We start from the raw sequence: 19,242 nt of genomic DNA on the forward strand, positions 1-19,242 counted from the left end.
GGGCTTGCATGCTTGCCGTTGTCCAGCAAACCATCGGCGTCACCGCGCCGGTTTTTGCCATGCTGTTCCTTGGTGTGGTGCTCAAGCGCCTGGGGCTGATCGACGCGGGCTTTATCAATACCGCCTCGACCTTGGTCTTTCGCGGCACGCTGCCGACCTTGTTGTTTCTCGGCATCGTCCAGGCCGACCTCAGTCAGGCCCTGCAACCGGCTTTGTTGCTGTATTTCCTGCTGGCGACCGTGGGCTGTTTTTTGCTCGCCTGGGGCTGGGCGATCTGGCGCTGCCCTCAGGCCGATCGCGGCGTGTATACGCAGGGCGCGTTTCGCGGTAACAACGGCATCGTCGGCCTGGCGCTGGCCAGCAGCATGTATGGCGACTACGGCTTGTCGGTGGGCGCGGTGCTGGGTGGGCTGGTGATTCTCAGCTACAACACCCTGGCGGTGATTGTCCTGTCGATTTACAACCCGCAAGCCAAGACCACGCCTCTGGGTTTGCTCAAAGGCATTCTCGGCAATCCGCTGATCGTCGGCGTGCTGGCGGCCATTCCTTTTGCCTGGTGGCAGATCAGCCTGCCGCAGTGGTTGCTCACCTCGGCCGGCTACTTTGCCCAGATGAGCCTGCCGCTGGCGCTGATCTGCATCGGCGGTACCTTGAGCCTGGCGGCGCTGCGCGAGAGCAGTGGGGTGGCGGTCAGTTCCAGCCTGATGAAGCTGGTTTGGTTGCCGGTGCTGGCCACGCTGGGCGCCTGGTGCTGGGGTTTTCGTCAGGCCGATCTGGCGATTCTGTTCGTGTACTTTGCCAGCCCGACGGCCGCCGCCAGCTATGTGATGGTCAAGGCCATCGACGGCAACCATCAACTGGCAGCGGTGATTATCGTGCTCACCACCCTGGGCTCGGTGCTGAGCATCAACCTCGGCCTGTTGGCCTTGCAGTGGCTGGGCTGGGTGTAGGTTGAGCTGAGGTGTGCGACGGCGAAGCTTAGGCCTTCTGCACCTCGTCGAGCACTTCCTGGGCTGCGCGGAAGGCGTCGATGGCTGCCGGCACGCCGGCATAGACAGCGCAGTGCAGCAGGGTTTCGCGGATTTCCTCGACCGTGCAGCCGTTGTTCAGCGCCCCGCGCACATGGCCTTTGATCTCCTGGTTGCACTTGAGTGCGGTCAGGGCCGATAGGGTGATCAGGCTGCGGGTCCGGCGATCCAGTCCCTCGCGGTTCCACACACCGCCCCAGGCATGCTCGTTGACGAAATCCTGCAGCGGCTGGCTAAACGCAGTGGCGTTGCCCAAGGCGCGGTCGACGAAAGCGTCGCCCATGACTTCGCGGCGTACTTGCAGGCCGCTGGGTTTTTCATTGCTCATCGAATAACTCCTAGATTCAGCGCTGGCGCTGCCAGGCACGGGCACCAATCACCAGCAAGGTAATGGCCGTCAGCGGCAAGACGAAACTGTACATGGCCTGTTGCAGGGCGCCCAGCCAGGGTGCAGCTGTGCTGTGCAAGACCAGGTAGGCGGTGTACAGCGCGTAGTAGCCGACAAACACGGCGCCTTCCCAGCGGTTGATGCAGTAGCCATTGAAGAAGATCGGCAGGCAGGCGATGGCCACGGCGATCATCACCGGGAAGTCGAAGGCCAGGGCATTGGCCGCCACCGGGATGGCGCTTGGCGATACCAGCGAGGCCAGGCCGAGGACGCAGAGCAGGTTGAAGATGTTGCTGCCGACGATGTTGCCCACGGCGATGTCGCGCTCGCCCTTGATGGCGGCCATCAGCGACGTGGCCAGTTCTGGAAGGGAGGTGCCTACAGCCACCACGGTCAGACCGATCACCAACTCCGACAGACCGAGGGCGCGGGCCAGGCTGACGGCGCCTTCGACCAGAAAGTTGGAGCCGCTGACCAGTAGCACCAGGCCGACCAGGATCAGCCCCAGGTTGATAAGCCCGGCGTAAGGTTTGGGCGCCTCGTTGAGGCCGAACTCGGTGGCGAACTCATCATCTGCCGCAGCGGTCTTGTCCCGGCGGCTGCTGATGATCAGAAAGGCGGTGTAGGCCAGGATGCCGGCAAACAGCAGAGCGCCATCCAGGCGACTGAGGCTACCGTCCCAGGCCAGTGCCCAGGTCAGCAAGCTGGCGCCGATCATGATAGGTACGTCCAGGCGGATGATTTGGCGCGAGACCACCAGTGGAGCAATCAGCGCCGTCAGACCAAGGATGAACAGCACGTTGGCAATGTTGCTGCCGACCACGTTGCCGATGGCCAGGTCGCCCTTGCCATCCAACGCGGCCTGCACGCTGACGGCAGTCTCTGGCGCGCTGGTGCCGAAGGCCACCACGGTGAGGCCGATAATCAGCGGCGGAATGCCAAACTGGGCGGCCAGCTTGCCGGCGCCGCGCACCAGCACTTCTGCGCCGGCCACCAGCAGCACCAGGCCGGCGATCAGGTAGATGATGGTCATTAAGGACATGATTGCGCTCCAAAAAAGTCCGTCTAGCTTACCCAATCTGTAACGGCTCGCCAGCGCCTGCGGGTGCGCATTGTTGCCTGATGTTGCGCCTGCGTCAGTCCTCGCAGGGCGACTGCCAGAACAACTGCACGGCGCCATCGTCGCGGTGGGCCAGGGTGACGTTGTCGTTCTCGGCGATTTCGCCCAAGAGCTGTGCCCAGTCGTCATCCGAGTCATCGGGGTGCTTGCTAATCAGCGCGGCTTTGGCCTTCTGGGCGTTGGGCGAGTTGATGATTTTCTGCACCCGTTGAGCCAGCAGTTCGTAGGGGCTGGGTAGTTTTACAGCGGCAGATTTAGTGGCGGCCATACGCAGGACTCCTGAAATATAACTGTTTATGCATACAGTATATTGTCAGGCGCGCCGATGTCAGGTCAAGCCACGAAGGGTGGCGGTGTGTCAGTCATTTACCCTTAGTCACCGGGTGCGCTATGGCCTGAGTGGGCAACAGCGCGTGCTCTGTTGCGCTGACTATTTGCTCGGCCACTGCCGTATCGCAAACCGCTCGGGCGAGGGTGACCGCGCCGGCGAGTGTGCTCAGTGCGGCCATTGCTGCACCGATAGTGACGGGTGCGTCCGTGGCTGCGGGCCCGCTTGCGATCAGGGTTGCGACCGCAAGCAATTCAGTTTCGAACTCCGCCCGGGCTGTCGCATCGGAGCGCGTCACTTCAGGTGCAAGGCTTTGTAAGGCGCAACTTTCGGGCAGCTCACACTTGCGCTTGGCACCCAAGTAAAACTTCACGAACTCAGTCCACCAGGTCGGCCCGTAGCTGGTTTGAAAATGGCGTATGCCCTCCTTGAGGTCCGACATACCCCGTGCAACGGACTCGCGGAACGCGGCGGTCTTAGAGTCGAAGTGCGTATAGAAGGCGCCGGAGGTGACCCCGGCCGCTTTTGCCAAACCATCGACACCTATGCCACCAAAACCGCCCTGGCGAAAGCCGCGGCCTGCCGCTTCGAGGATGCGCTGGCGAGTGTGTAGCTTCTGTTCGGATCGCGACACGAATCGCTCCTTCGTTGGGTGCTGAGTGGAAATTATACTTGTTCGGATAACGATCGTTATGTATTTTAAAATAACGATCGTTATCTTGATGGTCGTTCTGGTCATGGCTGTGACTGGATTAGCCAATCTATAGGGATACCGCTATGTCGAAGGCTTTTGTCTATACCGAGTTGCAAATCGCTTTGCCATTCGAGCAGGCGCCGTGGCGCGAGCTCAACCCTGAGTTACTCAGGCAGCCGGGGTTGAACAATAAAACCTGGTTGTCTGGGGTGGCGAACCTGTCACTGGGAGGTTTCTATGAGTTCGACTCAATCGATAACGCGAAAAAATTCGTCACCGGCTACTTCCCGGCAGAAGCCCGCAAATTTGGCGTAGCGCAAACGACTCGGGTGTTTGCCATGGACGTGGTCGAGGAGGCTAGCCGACAGCTGAATTCGGTGCACTTCGGTGGTATCGCCAGCCGCACGCCGGGTGCATTCGTCTACACCGAAGTGCAGGTTTCGGTCCCGTTTGATCAGGCGCCTTGGCGCACCATGAACCCTATTCTTCGGGCGCAGCCCGGGTTGCTGCACAAAACCTGGTTGAGTGGTGTGGATAACCAATCGGTCGGTGGTTTCTATGCCTTTGATACGCTGGAAAACGCCCGCCGTTTCGTCACCGATTACTTCCCAACCGAAACCGCGGGGCTGAATGCGGCCTACACCACGCGCTTGTTTGATGCGTCGGCGACCGAGGCGGCAAGTCGCGAAATGGGTTCGCAGTTTTATCGTTAACCTCGTTCGTCCTCAGTCGACACGTTCAACCCGCACCGGAACGACGCCTGCGCGCAGCATGTCGAGTTGCTCGGCGGCTTTTTGGGAGAGGTCGATGAGGCGGCTGCGGGCGTAAGGGCCGCGGTCGTTGATGCGGACCAGCACGCTTTTGTCGTTGTTGAGGTTGGTCACGCGAACTCGTGAGCCGAAGGGTAGGGTGCGGTGGGCTGCGGTCAGTTGGTTCTGGTCGAAACGCTCGCCGCTGGCGGTGCGTTTGCCATGGTGTTTGGCGCCATAGTAGGACGCCTTGCCTTCGGCGCTGTAGTCCGGGTGGTCGCTGCTCTGGCCGAACGGCAGTCCGGAGCAGCCGCTCAGCAGGCCAAGCAAACTGCCGATCATCAGTGTGCGCCACATGGTGTTCGCTCCAGATAAAACAACGCCGGGCATGCCCGGCGTTGTTATGGCAAGCCATCCTTGGCTTGTAAGGATTTCCGGCCCGGCCATTCATGGCCGGTCGTTCGCCGGGTCAACGCATGCGTTGACTGTTTCTGGAAAAGAAGGGGCTCACCCTTCCAACTTCTTCTTCAGCAGCTCGTTGACCTGGCCGGGGTTGGCCTTGCCTTTCGAGGCCTTCATGGCCTGGCCGACGAAGAAGCCGAACATCTTGCCGCGCTTGGCTTCGTCGCTGGCGCGGTACTGTTCGACCTGCTCGGCGTTGGCGGCCAGCACGTCGTCGAGCATCGACTCGATGGCGCCGCTGTCGGTGACCTGCTTGAGGCCTTTGGCCTCGATCACTTGGTCAGCGCTGCCTTCGCCGTTGGCCATGGCTTCAAAGACCATCTTGGCAATCTTGCCGCTGATGGTGTTGTCCTTGATGCGCAGGATCATGCCGCCCAGTTGCTCGGCCGACACCGGCGATTGTTCGATCTCCAGGTTGCCACTGTTGAGCAGGCTGGAGAGGTCGCCCATCACCCAGTTGGCGGCCAGCTTGGCGTCGCCACATACGGCATTCACGGCTTCGAAGTAGTTGGCCAGTTCGCGGCTGGCGGCCAGCACGTCGGCGTCGTAGGCGGACAGGCCAAACTCAGCCTGGAAGCGCTCGCGCTTCTGCACCGGCAGCTCTGGCAGGGTGGCGCGAACTTCGTCGAGGAAGCTCTGCTCGATCACTACCGGCAACAGGTCCGGGCAGGGGAAGTAACGGTAGTCGTTGGCTTCTTCCTTGCTGCGCATGGAGCGCGTCTGGTCCTTGTTCGGGTCGTACAGGCGGGTTTCCTGCACCACCTTGCCGCCGTCTTCGATCAGCTCGATCTGCCGCTGCACTTCGTGGTTGATGGCTTTTTCGATAAAGCGGAACGAGTTGACGTTCTTGATCTCGGCCCGGGTGCCGAACTCGGCCTGACCGACCGGACGCACCGAGACGTTGCAGTCGCAGCGCAGCGAGCCTTCGGCCATGTTGCCGTCGCAGATATCGAGGTAGCGCACCAGGGCGTGCATGGCCTTCACATAAGCCACTGCTTCCTTGGCGGAACGGATGTCCGGCTCGGAGACGATCTCCAGCAGCGGCGTGCCGGCACGGTTGAGGTCGATGCCGCTCATGCCGTGGAAGTCTTCGTGCAGGCTCTTGCCGGCGTCTTCTTCCAGATGCGCGCGGGTGATGCCGATGCGCTTTTGGGTACCGTCTTCCAGGGTAATGTCGAGGAAGCCCTTGCCGACGATGGGGTGGTCCATCTGGCTGGTCTGGTAGCCCTTGGGCAGGTCCGGGTAGAAGTAGTTCTTACGGGCAAAGATGTTCTTGCCGGCGATTTCGGCGTCAATCGCCAGGCCGAACTTGCAGGCCATGCGCACGGCTTCGGCGTTGAGCACCGGCAGGGTGCCGGGCATGCCGAGGTCGATCAGGCTGGCCTGGGTGTTGGGCTCGGCGCCAAAGGTGATGGCGCTGGCCGAAAAGATCTTCGATTGGGTGCTGAGTTGGGCGTGGATTTCCAGGCCGATTACGGTTTCCCATTGCATCTGTGTATTCCTCAATCCTGTGCTGCCTGAGCGAACCCTCTCCCGGCGCTGCGCGCCACCCTCTCCCTGTAAAAGGGCGAGGGGGAAAGGCCGCATGGCTACGCCATGACTTAAAAGCCAGCCGGGGCTTGGGTATGCCAGTCAGTCACCTGTTGGTACTGATGGGCGACGTTGAGCAGGCGGCCTTCCTGGAAGTACGGCGCGAGCAGTTGCACGCCCACTGGCAGGCCATCGACAAAACCAGCCGGCATCGACAGGCCGGGGATGCCGGCGAGGTTGGCGGTGATGGTGTAGATGTCTTCCAGGTACTGGGCGACTGGGTCGTTGTTCTTCTCGCCGAGCTTCCAGGCCAGGTTCGGCGTGGTTGGGCCGAGGATCACGTCGACGTCATTAAAAGCAGCGACGAAGTCGTTTTTGATCAGGCGGCGAATCTTCTGTGCCTTCAGGTAGTAGGCATCGTAGTAGCCGGCGGACAGCGCATAGGTGCCGACCATGATGCGGCGTTTCACTTCTGCACCGAAGCCTTCGCCACGGGAGCGCTTGTACAGGTCTTCGAGGTTGACCGGGTTCTCGCAGCGGTAGCCGAAACGCACGCCGTCGAAGCGCGACAGGTTGGAGCTGGCCTCGGCTGGGGCGATCACGTAGTAGGCCGGGATGGCGTGCTGCATGTTTGGCAGCGAGATGTCCTTGACGGTAGCGCCGAGCTTTTTCAGCGCTTCGACCACGTCCATGACCTTGTCGGCGATGCGTGGGTCGAGGCCAGCACCGAAGTATTCCTTCGGCAGGCCAATGCGCAGACCGTTAAGTGGTTGGCTGAGGGCGGCCAGGTAGTCGTCGATCGGTTGATCAACGCTGGTCGAGTCTTTGGCATCAAAGCCGGCCATGGCTTGCAGCAACAAGGCGCAGTCTTCGGCGGTGCGGGCCAGCGGGCCACCTTGGTCGAGGCTGGAGGCATAGGCAATCATGCCCCAGCGCGAGACGCGACCGTAGGTCGGCTTGAGGCCGGTGAGGTTGGTCAGCGCGGCGGGCTGGCGAATCGAACCACCGGTGTCGGTGCCGGTGGCGGCCGGGATCAGGCGTGCAGCCACGGCAGCGGCCGAGCCACCGCTGGAACCACCCGGTACGCGGGACAGGTCCCAGGGGTTTTTTACCGCGCCGTAGTAGCTGGACTCGTTGGACGAGCCCATGGCGAATTCGTCCATGTTCAGCTTGCCGAGGGTTACGGTACCGGCAGCAGCGAGCTTGTCGACCACGGTGGCGTCATAGGGCGCCTTGAAGTTGTCGAGAATCTTCGAGCCACAGCTGGTGCGGATGCCTTGGGTGCAGAACAGGTCCTTGTGGGCCAGCGGGGCGCCAAGCAGGACGCCGCTTTCACCGGCAGCGCGACGGCTGTCGGCGGCTTTGGCCTGGCTCATGGCCAGTTCTTCGGTGAGGCTGATAAAGCTGTTGAGTTGCGGGTCCAGCGCCTTGATGCGAGCCAGTAGGTGGCTGCTCAGTTCGCTGGCGGAAAACTCTTTGGCGGCCAGGGCGCGGGCGATCTCGGCGAGCGTCAGTTGCTGCATATCCATTACTCGATCACCTTGGGAACCAGGTACAGGCCGTTTTCCACTGCCGGAGCGATGGCCTGGTAGGCCTCGCGGTGGTTGCTTTCGGTCACCACGTCGGCGCGCAGGCGCTGGGTGGCTTCCAGCGGGTGGGCGAGGGGCTCGATGCCGTTGGTGTCGACCGCCTGCATGGCGTCGATAAGGCCGAGAATGTTGTTCAGTGTGGCGGTGGTTTGTGGAATATCGGCGTCATTCAGGCCAAGACGGGCCAGGTGAGCGATTTTTTCCACGTCGGAGCGTTCAAGCGCCATCGGAGGTCTCCAATTAATAAGAGCGGCCAATCAACACGCGGTGTCAGCAGGGGTTTGACGGGCTGGCCGGGCAAAGAAAAATTCGCGGAGCGAGCACGATATGCTGCTCTTGCGGTCATAAGCCGCGATGATGGGCTACAAGACCGGGGAAAAGCGGCAATCTAACATATTGGCGCCTTGCCCAAAATCCCTGTCGTTGTTAGAGTTTGCCGCACTTTTTACCCGTGCATTTATACCAGCGCGTTGCTTAGGGTCCCTATCCCATGTTCAAGAAATTGCGTGGCATGTTTTCCAGCGATCTGTCGATCGACCTGGGTACTGCCAATACCCTGATTTACGTGCGCGAGCGCGGCATTGTGCTCAACGAACCGTCCGTAGTGGCGATTCGTACCAGCGCCAACAACCAGAAGAGTGTGGTGGCCGTGGGTACCGAGGCCAAGCGCATGCTCGGTCGTACGCCGGGCAACATCGCCGCCATTCGCCCGATGAAAGACGGCGTGATCGCCGACTTCAGCGTCTGCGAGAAGATGCTGCAGTACTTCATCAACAAGGTTCACGAAAACAGCTTCCTGCAGCCGTCACCGCGCGTGCTGATCTGCGTGCCGTGCAAATCCACCCAGGTTGAGCGTCGTGCCATTCGCGAATCCGCACTCGGTGCTGGTGCCCGCGAAGTGTTCCTGATCGAAGAGCCGATGGCTGCTGCCATCGGTGCCGGCCTGCCGGTTGAAGAGGCTCGCGGCTCGATGGTTGTGGATATCGGTGGCGGTACTACCGAAATCGCCCTGATCTCGCTGAACGGCGTGGTTTACGCCGAATCCGTCCGCGTGGGCGGCGACCGTTTCGACGAAGCCATCATCACTTACGTGCGCCGCAACTACGGTTCGCTGATCGGTGAGTCCACCGCCGAGCGCATCAAACAGGAAATCGGCACGGCCTACCCAGGCGGCGAAGTGCGTGAAGTTGACGTACGCGGCCGTAACCTGGCCGAAGGCGTGCCACGTGCCTTCACCCTGAACTCCAACGAAGTGCTGGAAGCGTTGCAGGAATCCCTGGCGACCATCGTTCAGTCGGTGAAAAGCGCCCTGGAGCAATCGCCGCCGGAGCTGGCATCCGACATCGCCGAGCGTGGCCTGGTGCTGACCGGTGGTGGCGCCTTGCTGCGTGACCTCGACAAGCTGCTGGCCCAGGAAACCGGCTTACCGGTGATCGTTGCCGAAGACCCGCTGACCTGCGTGGCTCGTGGCGGCGGTAAGGCGCTGGAGATGATGGACCGCCACACCATGGACCTGCTGTCTAGCGAGTAAGCTGCGCGCAGTAAGACAAAACGTCAGGTCGGGTTTGCTACCTCACCTGACGTTTTGCGTCTATTCGGGGCTTCGCGCCTGACACCTGCGGCTTTGAGGAGCTCGCCATCAAACCGCTATTTGCCAAGGGACCTTCACTGGGTGTTCGCCTGTTGGTGCTGACCGTGCTGTCGGTGGCGCTGATGCTGGTTGACGCGCGTCTCGACACCCTGAAACCGGTGCGCAGCCAGCTCGGTCTGGTGTTGACGCCGGTCTACTGGTTGGCCGACTTGCCGGTGCGTCTGTGGCAAGGGGTGACCGAGCAATTCAGCAGCCATAGCGAATTGCTCGCCGAGAACGAAAAGCTCAAGGCCGAAGCTCTGTTGCTGCAGCGTCGCCTGCAGAAGCTGGCGACCCTGACCGAGCAGAATGTGCGCCTGCGTGAGTTACTCAACTCCGCCGCGTTGGTGGATGACAAGGTGCTGGTCGGCGAGCTGATTGGCGTTGATCCCAATCCGTTCACCCAGCGCATTCTTATCGACAAAGGTGAAAAAGACGGCGTCTTTCTCGGTCAGCCGGTGCTCGATGCGCGCGGCTTGATGGGCCAGGTGGTGGAAGTCATGCCCTATTCGTCGCGGGTATTGCTGCTCACCGACACCACCCACAGCATTCCAATTCAGGTCAATCGCAATGGCCTGCGCGCCATTGCTGGCGGCACCGGCAACCCTGAGCGCCTTGAGCTGCGCCATGTGGCCGATACCGCAGATGTTAAAGAAGGCGATCTGCTGGTCAGCTCCGGCCTTGGCCAGCGCTTCCCGTCGGGCTATCCGGTGGCCACGGTAACTGAGGTCATTCATGACTCCGGCCAGCCGTTTGCCATCGTTCGAGCCATGCCCACCGCCGCCTTGAACCGCAGCCGTTATGTGTTGCTGGTGTTCACCGATGCGCGCTCACCGGAGCAGCGTGCCACTGATGCGGCCAAGGCTCAGGAAGCGGCCGATGCGGCAGCGCCATCCACGCCGGCCGGGCCGCCTAAACCTGCGGAGGTGCACTGATGGTCGGGCCTCGCTCACGCAATCTGTGGGTCATCTGGGTCAGTTTTGCTCTGGCGTTGTTGCTGAGTGTGGCGCCGATGCCGGCCTTTATGGAGACTGGTCGGCCGCTGTGGTTGGCGCTGTTTATGACGGCCTGGACCCTGGCGTTGCCGCACCGAGTGGGCATGACCACGGCCTGGGTGCTGGGGCTGGCGGCCGATGTGCTGTATGGCACCTTGCTAGGGCAGAACGCGCTGATCCTGACCTTTATCACCTTCTTGGTGCTCAGCTTGCACCAGCGTCTGCGCATGTTTCCTATGTGGCAGCAAAGCCTGGTGCTGCTGGTGGTGTTTGGCCTGGCGCAGCTGGTACAGCTGTGGCTCAACGCCCTGACCGGTAACCGCCCGCCGACCCTGCTGTTTATTCTGCCGGCACTGGTCAGTGCGCTGTTGTGGCCGTGGGTCTACGGCGCGCTGCGGCTCATCCGCCAACGCTTGAGTGTCAACTAAGCAGCGAGCACCGCGTCTGAACAGGGAGAGGTTGATATGACCATGCTTTATCTGGCCTCGGGTTCACCGCGGCGGCGCGAGTTGCTTGAACAGATCGGCGTACCGTTCAGCATTCTGCCCACCAGCATCGATGAAACGCTGTTACCCAATGAGCCGGCCGCTGCCTATGTTCGGCGTCTGGCCTGTGCCAAGGCGCAGGTCGGGCTGGCCTCGCTCGCGGTGCCAGGCGCGGCAGTGGTGCTGGGCGCCGACACCAGCGTGGTACTGGACGGGCGGATTCTCGGCAAACCGCAGGATCGCGCCGACGCCCTTGCCATGTTGGCGGCCTTGTCCGGGCAAACCCATGAAGTGCTGACGGCGGTGGCTCTGGCCAACAGTCAGCGCTGCGAGGTGCGCGTGGTCAGCAGTCAGGTCAGCTTTCGCCCCTTGAGTGCGGCCGAGATTGAGGCCTACTGGGCCAGTGGCGAACCGCAGGACAAAGCCGGCAGTTATGCCATCCAGGGCCTTGGCGCGGTGTTTGTGCGTGATCTTTGCGGCAGTTTTTCCGCCGTGGTCGGCCTGCCGTTGTGCGAAACTGCGGCATTGCTCGCCGATTTCGGCATCCCCTGTTGGCAGCGCCCAAGCGAGACCGTCCAATGAGCGAAGAGATTCTGATCAACATCACGCCGATGGAGTCGCGGGTGGCGGTGGTGGAAAACGGCGTGCTGCAAGAAGTGCATGTCGAGCGCACGCAAAAGCGTGGCATCGTCGGCAATATCTACAAAGGCAAAGTCGTGCGGGTGCTGCCGGGTATGCAGGCGGCGTTTGTCGATATTGGCCTGGAGCGCGCGGCCTTTATTCATGCCGGCGAAATCTCCAGCCGTGAAGGCGCCTCAAGCGACAACATCAGTGCCCTGGTCCACGAAGGCCAGAGCCTGGTTGTACAGGTCACCAAGGACCCGATTGGCACCAAGGGCGCGCGCCTGACCACCCAGTTGTCGATTCCCTCGCGCTATCTGGTGTACATGCCGCGCACCAGTCATGTCGGCATCTCCCTGAAGATCGAAGAAGAGGCCGAACGCGAGCGCCTCAAGCGCGTGGTCGCCGAATGTGTGGCCTCGGAAGGCATCGTCGAAGTCGGTGGTTTTATCCTGCGCACGGCTGCCGAGGGCGCGGGCGCCGATGAAATCCTCATGGATATTCGCTACGTGCGCCGCCTTTGGGAGCAGATCCGCGGGCAGATGCAGACCGCATCGACCCCCACCGTGATCTACGAGGACCTGAGCCTGGCCCTGCGCACCCTACGTGACCTGGTCAGCCCGAAGATCGAGAAAATCCGCATCGACTCGCGGGAAACCTTTCAGAAGATCGTGCAGTTTGTCGAAGAACTGATGCCGGAAATCGCCGACCGCCTGGAACACTACCCTGGTGAGCGGCCGATTTTCGACCTGTATGGCGTCGAAGACGAGGTGCAGAAGGCCCTGGAGCGTAAGGTCCCGCTGAAGTCCGGTGGTTACCTGATTGTCGATCCTGCCGAGGCCATGAGCACCATCGACGTCAACACCGGAGCCTTTGTCGGTCATCGTAATCTTGAAGAAACCATCTTCAAGACCAACCTCGAAGCCGCCATCACCATCGCTCGCCAGCTGCGCCTGCGCAACCTGGGCGGGATCATCATCATCGACTTCATCGACATGGAAGATGAAGAACACCAGCGTCAGGTGTTGCGCACTCTGGAGAAGCAGCTGGAGCGCGATCACGCCAAGACCAACATCATCGGCATCACCGAGCTGGGCCTGGTGCAGATGACCCGCAAGCGCACCCGTGAAAGCCTCGAGCAGGTGCTGTGCGAGCCGTGCAGCAGTTGCCAGGGCCGCGGCAAGCTGAAAACGCCGGAAACCATCTGCTACGAGATCTTCCGTGAGATTCTGCGTGAAGCCCGCGCCTATCAGGCTGAGGGTTACATGGTGCTGGCCAATCAAAAAGTCATCGACCGCCTGCTTGATGAGGAGTCGGGCAATGTGGCCGACCTCGAAGCCTTTATCGGCCGCACCATCAAGTTTCAGGTCGAGGGTATGTATTCCCAGGAGCAGTACGATGTCGTTCTCCTCTAAGGCTGTCGCTTGATCGCGCGGATGGGGCTCTGGCTGGCGCGTCTGCTGCGCGTGGGCCTGACTCTCTGCGGTCTGGTGCTGGTGCTGCTGGCCCTGTATGTCAGCCTCGGTCGCGAACTGACGCCGCTGGTGGCGGAGTATCAAACCGAGCTTGAGGTGCGCGGTCAGGCAGCGCTGGGCATGCCGTTGCGCATCGCGCGCCTTGAAGGTCGCTGGCAGGGGTTTGCCCCAGTGTTAGTGGCCCATGATGTGAGCCTCGGCGAGGCCGACAGCAGCTTGCGTCTGGATCAGGTGCGGGTGATTCCGGATGTGCTCGGCAGTTTGCTGAGCATGCAACTTAAGATTGCCGATTTGCAGATCGAAGGGCTGCAAGTGCACCTGCAGCAGGGCGAAGACGGTCAGTGGGCCGCCCAAGGTTTGCCGGTTCGGGCCGACGCCGAGCCGCTGGCGCCGGCGGTTATCCTCGCCAGCCTGCAGCGCATCGGCTGGCTGTCGCTGCTCAATAGCCAAGTGATCGTGCAAGCCCATGGCCAGGCGCCGGTGGCACTCACCTATGTCAACTTCAGCCTGCGCAGCCAGGGCAGTCGCCAGCGCCTGGATGGTCGCCTGGTGTTGCCCGATGGCCAGCCGTTGGCCCTGCGGCTGAGCAGCCGCTTGCACCCCAAGGTCTGGCGTGAAGCCGAGTTGGCGCTGTACCTGAACTTGCCGCAAAGCGACTGGGCGCGCTGGGTGCCGGCGCAGTTGACGCAGCAGTGGCGGCTTGAGCGGCTGCAGGCCGGCGGCCAGTTCTGGTTGGACTGGAGTAAGGGCAGCGTGCAACGGGCCGCCTTGCAGCTGCATGCGCCGCAGGTGGTCGGTGGCTACGCCAAGCGCCCGGCAGAGAGCTTGCAGGACCTGAGTCTAAATGCCCATTACCAGCGCACCGATACGGGCTTTCAATTGCAGGTTGATTCACTGGCCGCCACCTTGGGCGAAACGCGCTGGGGCGATGCGCGCCTGGGACTCGAGTATCAGGCCGAAGATGCCGAGCATCAGCTGCAGTGGAAACTGCGTGCCGATCGCTTGCACCTGACCCCGCTGGTGCCGGTGGTCAAGGCGCTGGCGCCGTTGCCGGACAACCTGGTGACTTTGCTGGACGGCCTGCAGCCCCAGGGTGCTGTGCGCAATCTGCAACTGGACTACCGGCCCCAGGCCCTGGCCGATCAGCGTCTGCAATTTAGTGCCAACCTCGATCAGGTCGGTATCAGCCCGTTCCATGGTGCACCGGGCGCCAGCAATGTCAGTGGCAGCATCAGCGGTGACCTGGGTCAGGGCCAGCTGCGCCTGGCCGCGGACAACTTCGCCCTGGAACTGGCGCCGCTGTTTGGCAAACCCTGGCAGTACCGGCGGGCCAACGCCTTGTTGCAGTGGCGGATCAGCCCGCAAGACGTGACCATCAGCAGCCCGCTGATCCAGCTGGACGCCGAGGAAGGTCAGTTGGCCGGTGATCTGATGATTCGCCTGGCACTTGATCCACAGGTTGAGGATTACATGGACCTGCGGGTCGGCATCCGCGATGGTGACGCGCGTTACACCGCCAAGTACTTGCCTGGTGCGCTTAGCCCGGCATTACGGGAGTGGCTGAGCACGGCCATTGTCAGCGGCAAGATCAACCAGGGGTATTTTCAGTATCAGGGCTCCCTGGCGAAAAACGCCGCGCCGACTGCCAGCACCCTCAGTCTGTTCTTTCAGGTGCAGGATGCCGAACTGGCCTATCAACCTGGTTGGCCGGCCCTGCGCGGTGGCGATGCGCAAGTGTTTGTTGATGATCAGGGCGTGCGTGTGCAGTTGGCCAAGGGCCAGATACTGGACAGCGAAGTGCGCAACGTCAGCGTCAACATCCCCCCGGCCAAGAATGGCGGCGCCGTGCGCCTGGCCCTGGACGGTGAATTGCAAAGCAGCGTGGCCGATGGCCTGAAGATCCTTCGTGAGGCGCCCTTGGGCGCCGAGCAGACCTTCGCCGGTTGGCAGGGCGAGGGCGCGCTGAGTGGCCGCCTGAAGTTGGATATTCCCCTGGCGGCCGGACAGACACCGGTGGTGCAGGTGGATTTTGCCACCGAGCAGGCGCGCCTGCAGATCAGTGAGCCTGCCCTGCAGTTGAATAACATCAAGGGCGCCTTTCGCTTTAACAGCGCCACAGGCCTGAGTGCGCCGGATGTGCGGGCGCAGGTATTTGGTCGTCCCGTGCGGGCAAAAATTGTCGCCGAGGGCAAACGCGGCAAGGCGCGGACGCGCATTGAGGCTTCTGGTCAGGTGGCCCTGAAAAGTATCACCGACTGGCTAGCGGTGAGCCAGGCGCTGCCGGCCAGTGGTGAGCTGCCTTATCGCCTGGCCCTGACCCTGGACGGTGTAGACAGCCAACTGCGGATTGAGTCAACGCTCAAGGGCCTGGCGCTCGACCTGCCTGCGCCTTTTGGCAAGACGGCCACAGAGGCCCGTTACATTGATTGGCGCATGACCTTGCAGGGCCAGGAGCGGCGTTACTGGCTGGCCTATGAAGACCTGGCCAGTCTGGCGCTGGCGGCCCCGCCGGGGGCTTGGTCTGCCGGTCGTGGCCAGTTGCTGCTGGGCAAGGGGCAGGCGACGTTGCCCAGCAGCCCAGGACTAAACATCAGCGGTCATTTGACTGAGCTGGACTATGACGTATGGCAGGCGACCGCCAAGCGCTACATGCCCGCACAGAGTCCGGTGGGCAGTGATTTTATCCGCCGTGTGGCTCTTAAGGTGGGGCGATTCAAGGGCTTTGGGCTGACACTCGAGCGTCTGGATGCGCAACTGACCCGCGGCCAAGCCGCCTGGCAGGTGCAACTGGACAGCGATCTGCTGACGGGCCAGATTCGCCTCCCCGATGCCGCGGGTGCCCCCCTGGTCGCCAACCTGACCCGCCTGCAACTGCCGGCCAGTAAGCCTGCCGATCCGGCCGCACCGCCGGCACCCGATGCCCTAGCAAGCGTCGATCCGCGGCAGATTCCGGCGGTGGATCTGAGCATTGCTCAAGTGCTGCAAGGTGACAGCCCGCTTGGCGCCATGTCACTGAAAGCGCGGCCCACCGCCGCCGGGGTCAGCTTCAGTGATCTGAGCATTGACCTCAAAGGCTTGCTGGTGACCGGCGGGCTGACGTGGGAAGGCGCAGTGGGCGCTACCCGCAGCAGTTATAGCGGGCGTCTCAAGGGCAAGGACCTGGCGGCCGTACTGACTGCCTGGCAATTTGCCCCGAGTGCTACCAGTAAAAGCTTTCGCGTGGATGTGAAGGGGAACTGGCCGGGGTCGCCGCTCAATTTCAATATGGCTCACCTCACCGGTCAGGTGGATATCCGTCTCAACAATGGCCAGTTCCTTGAGGTCAAGGGTGGCTCGGCAGCGACCCTGCGCATTTTTGGTTTGTTGAACATGAATTCTCTTGCTCGCCGTCTGCGCCTGGACTTCACCGACCTGACCGACAAGGGCCTGGCTTATGACAAAGTTCAGGGTGTCTTGCAGGGCACCGACGGCCAGTTCACCACCTCGGTACCGCTGACCCTCAAAGGACCGTCGACCATCGTCGTCGATGGCCAACTGAACATGCGTCAGCAGACCATTGATACGCGCATCCGCGTGACGTTGCCGGTGGCCAGCAACTTGCCGCTGGCCGCCCTGATGATTGGCGCGCCCGCCGTGGGTGGCGCCTGGTTTGTTGCGGACAAACTGCTGGGTGGCAAGATCTCCTCGTTAACCAGCGTTGAATACCGGGCAGTGGGGCCGCTTGCTGATCCCACCGTCACGTTCGTCAAACCCTTTTGAGCCTCTGCCGGCCATCGCCATTTAACGATGGGGTAGCATGCGCCTGTTGCCCGTGCCGGAGAGTGCCATGAGCGTTGCCGTAATCCAGATGGTCAGCCAGGACGATGTCCTGGCCAACTTGCGTACCGCCCGACTGTTGCTGGAACAAGCGGCTGCTGCGGGTGCGCGTCTGGCCGTATTGCCGGAGAACTTCGCCGCCATCGGCCGCCGTGACCTGCCGCAGCTGGGGCGGGCCGAAGCCTTGGGTGAGGGCCCGATTTTGCCCTGGTTGCACCAGGCTGCTCGTGATCTTGGTGTGTGGATTGTCGCCGGCACGCTGCCTTTGCCGCCGGATGATCAGCCCGAGGCCAAACCCCATGCCTGTTCGCTGCTGATCGATGCGCAGGGCCAACGCGTGGCGCGCTACGACAAATTGCACCTGTTCGACGTGGATGTGGCGGACAATCGCGGCCAGTACCGCGAGTCCGATGACTATGCCCATGGCGCCCGTTTGGTGGTGGCGGACACGCCGGTTGGCCGACTGGGCCTGACGGTGTGCTATGACCTGCGCTTTCCCGCGTTATACAGCGCCCTGCGTGGGGCGGGGGCCGAGCTGATCAGTGCGCCGTCGGCCTTTACCGCAGTGACGGGGGAGGCCCACTGGCAGGTACTGGTGCGTGCTCGGGCAATTGAAACCCAGTGTTACCTGTTGGCCGCCAATCAGGGTGGCATCCATCCAGGCGGGCGAGCAACCTATGGCCATTCGGCGATCATCGATCCCTGGGGCCGGCTGCTGGCCGAGCAGGCGCAAGGCGAGGCGTTGTTGCTGGCCCGTCGTGATGCGACAGAGCAAGCCGCCATTCGCCAGCGCATGCCGGTGCAGAGCCATTGTCGATTTTCTGTGGAGTTAGTATGAGCAACCTTTTGTTATCGGTAAGTGAGCACCTGCTGGGCCCTGGCGGCCTGACGATCGAGCGTTTGCCTGCGGTGCTGGGCGAGCTGGCAGGGCCGGGTATCGATGCCGCCGATTTGTACTTCCATGGTCAGGTGTCGGAAACCTGGGTGCTGGAAGACGGCATCGTCAAGGAAGGCAGCTTCAACCTCGATCAGGGCGTGGGCGTGCGCGCGCAGTCCGGCGAGAAAACCGGTTTTGCCTACAGCAACGCCATCACTGCTGAGGCACTGAGCCAGGCAGCGCGTGCAGCCCGTTCGATTTCTCGAGCAGGCCAGGAAGGGCGTGTGCAGGTGTTTGCCAGCCCTCAGGTCAGTGCCTTGTACGCACAGGACAACCCGCTGGATGTGCTCAGCCGGGCGGAAAAAGTTGAGCTGCTCAAGCGTGTGGACGTCGCCACCCGTGCCCTTGATCCGCGTATTCAGCAGGTTACGGTGAGCCTGGCCGGTGTCTGGGAACGTATTCTTGTAGCGGCCACCGATGGCAGCCTGGCCGCCGATGTGCGACCGCTGGTGCGTTTTAACGTCAGCGTGATCGTTGAGCAGAACGGCCGCCGCGAGCGCGGTGGCCATGGCGGCGGCGGCCGCACCGACTATCGCTACTTTCTCAATGAAGACCGGGCCATGGGCTATGCCCGCGAGGCGCTGCGTCAGGCCCTGGTCAATCTCGAAGCGATTCCCGCGCCGGCTGGCAGCATGCCCGTGGTGATGGGGGCTGGCTGGTCCGGCGTGCTGCTGCACGAAGCAGTCGGGCATGGCCTGGAAGGCGACTTCAATCGCAAAGGCAGTTCGGCCTACAGCGGCCGTATGGGCGAGAAAGTGGCCTCCAGCCTGTGCACCATCGTCGATGACGGCACCCTGTTCGAGCGCCGTGGCTCCCTTAGCGTCGATGACGAAGGCACGCCGACCCAGTGCACCACGCTGATCGAAAATGGCGTGCTCAAGGGCTATATGCAGGACAAGCTGAATGCCCGCCTGATGGGCGTGGCCGCCACCGGCAACGGCCGACGTGAGTCATACGCGCACCTGCCGATGCCGCGCATGACCAATACCTACATGCTGGCGGGGGAAAGCGACCCCGAAGAAATCATCGCTTCCGTGAAGAAAGGCATCTATTGCGCCAATCTGGGCGGTGGTCAGGTGGATATCACCAGCGGCAAGTTTGTGTTCTCGACCAGCGAGGCTTACCTGATCGAGAACGGCAAGATCACCGCACCGGTGAAAGGCGCCACTCTGATTGGTAACGGGCCTGAGGCCATGGGCCGGGTGTCGATGGTCGGCAACGACCTGGCCTTGGACAGCGGCGTGGGTACGTGCGGTAAGGATGGTCAGTCGGTTCCAGTCGGCGTCGGCCAGCCGACCCTGAAGATCGATGTGATCACCGTCGGCGGCACAGGGGCGTGAATTCGTAGGCCAGGTGACGCACAGCGCTACCCGGCCAGAACGCGATGGCTGTGAG

General features: G+C 62.1%; 18 protein-coding genes. 10 read left to right on the plus strand and 8 right to left on the minus strand.

What is annotated here, in order from left to right:
* The first annotated feature begins 8 nt into the window (after positions 1–8).
* Positions 9–950 (plus strand): AEC family transporter, encoded by a 942-nt coding sequence (locus AC56DI_RS18205; protein WP_496347393.1) that lies wholly within the window; start codon positions 9–11, stop codon positions 948–950.
* Between the two features lie 28 nt (positions 951–978).
* Here the strand turns inward: AC56DI_RS18205 and AC56DI_RS18210 are convergent, their stop codons facing one another.
* From AC56DI_RS18210 to AC56DI_RS18225, 4 genes are all read right to left on the minus strand, one after another.
* Positions 979–1,356, minus strand: coding sequence for a carboxymuconolactone decarboxylase family protein (locus AC56DI_RS18210; protein ID WP_324519437.1), 378 nt, complete (start codon positions 1,354–1,356; stop codon positions 979–981).
* Between the two features lie 16 nt (positions 1,357–1,372).
* Positions 1,373–2,458: a calcium/sodium antiporter gene (locus AC56DI_RS18215; protein WP_496347394.1), complete on the minus strand. Its 1,086-nt coding sequence runs from the start codon at positions 2,456–2,458 to the stop codon at positions 1,373–1,375.
* 94 nt (positions 2,459–2,552) lie between these two features.
* The gene (locus AC56DI_RS18220; RefSeq protein ID WP_496347395.1) at positions 2,553–2,804 is read right to left on the minus strand and encodes a DUF1654 domain-containing protein; all 252 of its coding nucleotides are present in this window, start codon (positions 2,802–2,804) and stop codon (positions 2,553–2,555) included.
* Between the two features lie 94 nt (positions 2,805–2,898).
* Positions 2,899–3,603, minus strand: coding sequence for a TetR/AcrR family transcriptional regulator (locus AC56DI_RS18225; RefSeq protein WP_496347396.1), 705 nt, complete (start codon positions 3,601–3,603; stop codon positions 2,899–2,901).
* 38 nt (positions 3,604–3,641) lie between these two features.
* Between AC56DI_RS18225 and AC56DI_RS18230 the strand changes: the two genes are divergently transcribed.
* Complete coding sequence (locus tag AC56DI_RS18230) at positions 3,642–4,271, plus strand: hypothetical protein (RefSeq protein WP_496347397.1); 630 nt, start codon at positions 3,642–3,644, stop codon at positions 4,269–4,271.
* 12 nt (positions 4,272–4,283) lie between these two features.
* Here AC56DI_RS18230 and AC56DI_RS18235 read toward each other — a convergent pair whose 3' ends face one another.
* The 4 genes from AC56DI_RS18235 to gatC all read right to left on the minus strand — a co-directional run bounded on the left by AC56DI_RS18235 (position 4,284) and on the right by gatC (position 8,115).
* The gene (locus AC56DI_RS18235) at positions 4,284–4,664 is read right to left on the minus strand and encodes a septal ring lytic transglycosylase RlpA family protein (protein ID WP_496347398.1); all 381 of its coding nucleotides are present in this window, start codon (positions 4,662–4,664) and stop codon (positions 4,284–4,286) included.
* Positions 4,665–4,814: 150 nt separating this feature from the next.
* A complete protein-coding gene (gene gatB / locus AC56DI_RS18240) occupies positions 4,815–6,260 on the minus strand; it encodes an Asp-tRNA(Asn)/Glu-tRNA(Gln) amidotransferase subunit GatB (RefSeq protein ID WP_496347399.1) in 1,446 nt (481 codons plus the stop codon).
* A gap of 110 nt (positions 6,261–6,370) precedes the next feature.
* On the minus strand, positions 6,371–7,822 hold the full coding sequence (gatA, locus tag AC56DI_RS18245) for an Asp-tRNA(Asn)/Glu-tRNA(Gln) amidotransferase subunit GatA (protein WP_496347549.1): 1,452 nt from the start codon (positions 7,820–7,822) through the stop codon (positions 6,371–6,373).
* Between the two features lie 5 nt (positions 7,823–7,827).
* Positions 7,828–8,115, minus strand: coding sequence for an Asp-tRNA(Asn)/Glu-tRNA(Gln) amidotransferase subunit GatC (gene gatC / locus AC56DI_RS18250; protein WP_324519442.1), 288 nt, complete (start codon positions 8,113–8,115; stop codon positions 7,828–7,830).
* A 263-nt stretch (positions 8,116–8,378) separates the two neighbouring features.
* Between gatC and mreB the strand changes: the two genes are divergently transcribed.
* The 8 genes from mreB to tldD all read left to right on the plus strand — a co-directional run bounded on the left by mreB (position 8,379) and on the right by tldD (position 19,187).
* The gene (gene mreB, locus AC56DI_RS18255; protein WP_324519443.1) at positions 8,379–9,419 is read left to right on the plus strand and encodes a rod shape-determining protein MreB; all 1,041 of its coding nucleotides are present in this window, start codon (positions 8,379–8,381) and stop codon (positions 9,417–9,419) included.
* 107 nt (positions 9,420–9,526) lie between these two features.
* A complete protein-coding gene (mreC, locus tag AC56DI_RS18260; protein ID WP_496347550.1) occupies positions 9,527–10,453 on the plus strand; it encodes a rod shape-determining protein MreC in 927 nt (308 codons plus the stop codon).
* The gene (gene mreD / locus AC56DI_RS18265) at positions 10,453–10,941 is read left to right on the plus strand and encodes a rod shape-determining protein MreD (RefSeq protein ID WP_496347400.1); all 489 of its coding nucleotides are present in this window, start codon (positions 10,453–10,455) and stop codon (positions 10,939–10,941) included. The genes mreC and mreD overlap by 1 nt, the downstream gene beginning before the upstream one ends.
* Before the next feature lie 36 nt (positions 10,942–10,977).
* Positions 10,978–11,580, plus strand: coding sequence for a Maf family protein (locus AC56DI_RS18270; RefSeq protein WP_496347401.1), 603 nt, complete (start codon positions 10,978–10,980; stop codon positions 11,578–11,580).
* A complete protein-coding gene (gene rng, locus AC56DI_RS18275) occupies positions 11,577–13,034 on the plus strand; it encodes a ribonuclease G (protein WP_496347402.1) in 1,458 nt (485 codons plus the stop codon). The genes AC56DI_RS18270 and rng overlap by 4 nt, the downstream gene beginning before the upstream one ends.
* Before the next feature lie 21 nt (positions 13,035–13,055).
* The gene (locus tag AC56DI_RS18280) at positions 13,056–16,853 is read left to right on the plus strand and encodes a YhdP family protein (RefSeq protein WP_496347403.1); all 3,798 of its coding nucleotides are present in this window, start codon (positions 13,056–13,058) and stop codon (positions 16,851–16,853) included.
* 67 nt (positions 16,854–16,920) lie between these two features.
* On the plus strand, positions 16,921–17,748 hold the full coding sequence (locus tag AC56DI_RS18285; protein ID WP_496347404.1) for a carbon-nitrogen hydrolase family protein: 828 nt from the start codon (positions 16,921–16,923) through the stop codon (positions 17,746–17,748).
* Entirely contained in the window at positions 17,745–19,187 is a 1,443-nt protein-coding gene (tldD, locus tag AC56DI_RS18290; RefSeq protein ID WP_496347405.1) for a metalloprotease TldD, read from the plus strand. The genes AC56DI_RS18285 and tldD overlap by 4 nt, the downstream gene beginning before the upstream one ends.
* Positions 19,188–19,242 lie beyond the last annotated feature (55 nt).

This window comes from Pseudomonas sp. BGA-UO-ETr-WB11 (assembly GCF_059567785.1).

Coding starts and splice junctions, on each gene's coding strand:
- AC56DI_RS18235 (WP_496347398.1), bottom strand. CDS start 4,664: ATGTGGCGCACACTGATGATCGGCAGTTTGCTTGGCCTGCTGAGCGGC.
- AC56DI_RS18285 (WP_496347404.1), top strand. CDS start 16,921: ATGAGCGTTGCCGTAATCCAGATGGTCAGCCAGGACGATGTCCTGGCC.
- gatC (WP_324519442.1), bottom strand. CDS start 8,115: ATGGCGCTTGAACGCTCCGACGTGGAAAAAATCGCTCACCTGGCCCGT.
- AC56DI_RS18270 (WP_496347401.1), top strand. CDS start 10,978: ATGACCATGCTTTATCTGGCCTCGGGTTCACCGCGGCGGCGCGAGTTG.
- rng (WP_496347402.1), top strand. CDS start 11,577: ATGAGCGAAGAGATTCTGATCAACATCACGCCGATGGAGTCGCGGGTG.
- AC56DI_RS18215 (WP_496347394.1), bottom strand. CDS start 2,458: ATGTCCTTAATGACCATCATCTACCTGATCGCCGGCCTGGTGCTGCTG.
- gatA (WP_496347549.1), bottom strand. CDS start 7,822: ATGCAGCAACTGACGCTCGCCGAGATCGCCCGCGCCCTGGCCGCCAAA.
- tldD (WP_496347405.1), top strand. CDS start 17,745: ATGAGCAACCTTTTGTTATCGGTAAGTGAGCACCTGCTGGGCCCTGGC.
- mreD (WP_496347400.1), top strand. CDS start 10,453: ATGGTCGGGCCTCGCTCACGCAATCTGTGGGTCATCTGGGTCAGTTTT.
- AC56DI_RS18205 (WP_496347393.1), top strand. CDS start 9: ATGCTTGCCGTTGTCCAGCAAACCATCGGCGTCACCGCGCCGGTTTTT.
- gatB (WP_496347399.1), bottom strand. CDS start 6,260: ATGCAATGGGAAACCGTAATCGGCCTGGAAATCCACGCCCAACTCAGC.
- AC56DI_RS18220 (WP_496347395.1), bottom strand. CDS start 2,804: ATGGCCGCCACTAAATCTGCCGCTGTAAAACTACCCAGCCCCTACGAA.
- AC56DI_RS18210 (WP_324519437.1), bottom strand. CDS start 1,356: ATGAGCAATGAAAAACCCAGCGGCCTGCAAGTACGCCGCGAAGTCATG.
- AC56DI_RS18225 (WP_496347396.1), bottom strand. CDS start 3,603: ATGACCAGAACGACCATCAAGATAACGATCGTTATTTTAAAATACATA.
- AC56DI_RS18230 (WP_496347397.1), top strand. CDS start 3,642: ATGTCGAAGGCTTTTGTCTATACCGAGTTGCAAATCGCTTTGCCATTC.
- AC56DI_RS18280 (WP_496347403.1), top strand. CDS start 13,056: ATGGGGCTCTGGCTGGCGCGTCTGCTGCGCGTGGGCCTGACTCTCTGC.
- mreB (WP_324519443.1), top strand. CDS start 8,379: ATGTTCAAGAAATTGCGTGGCATGTTTTCCAGCGATCTGTCGATCGAC.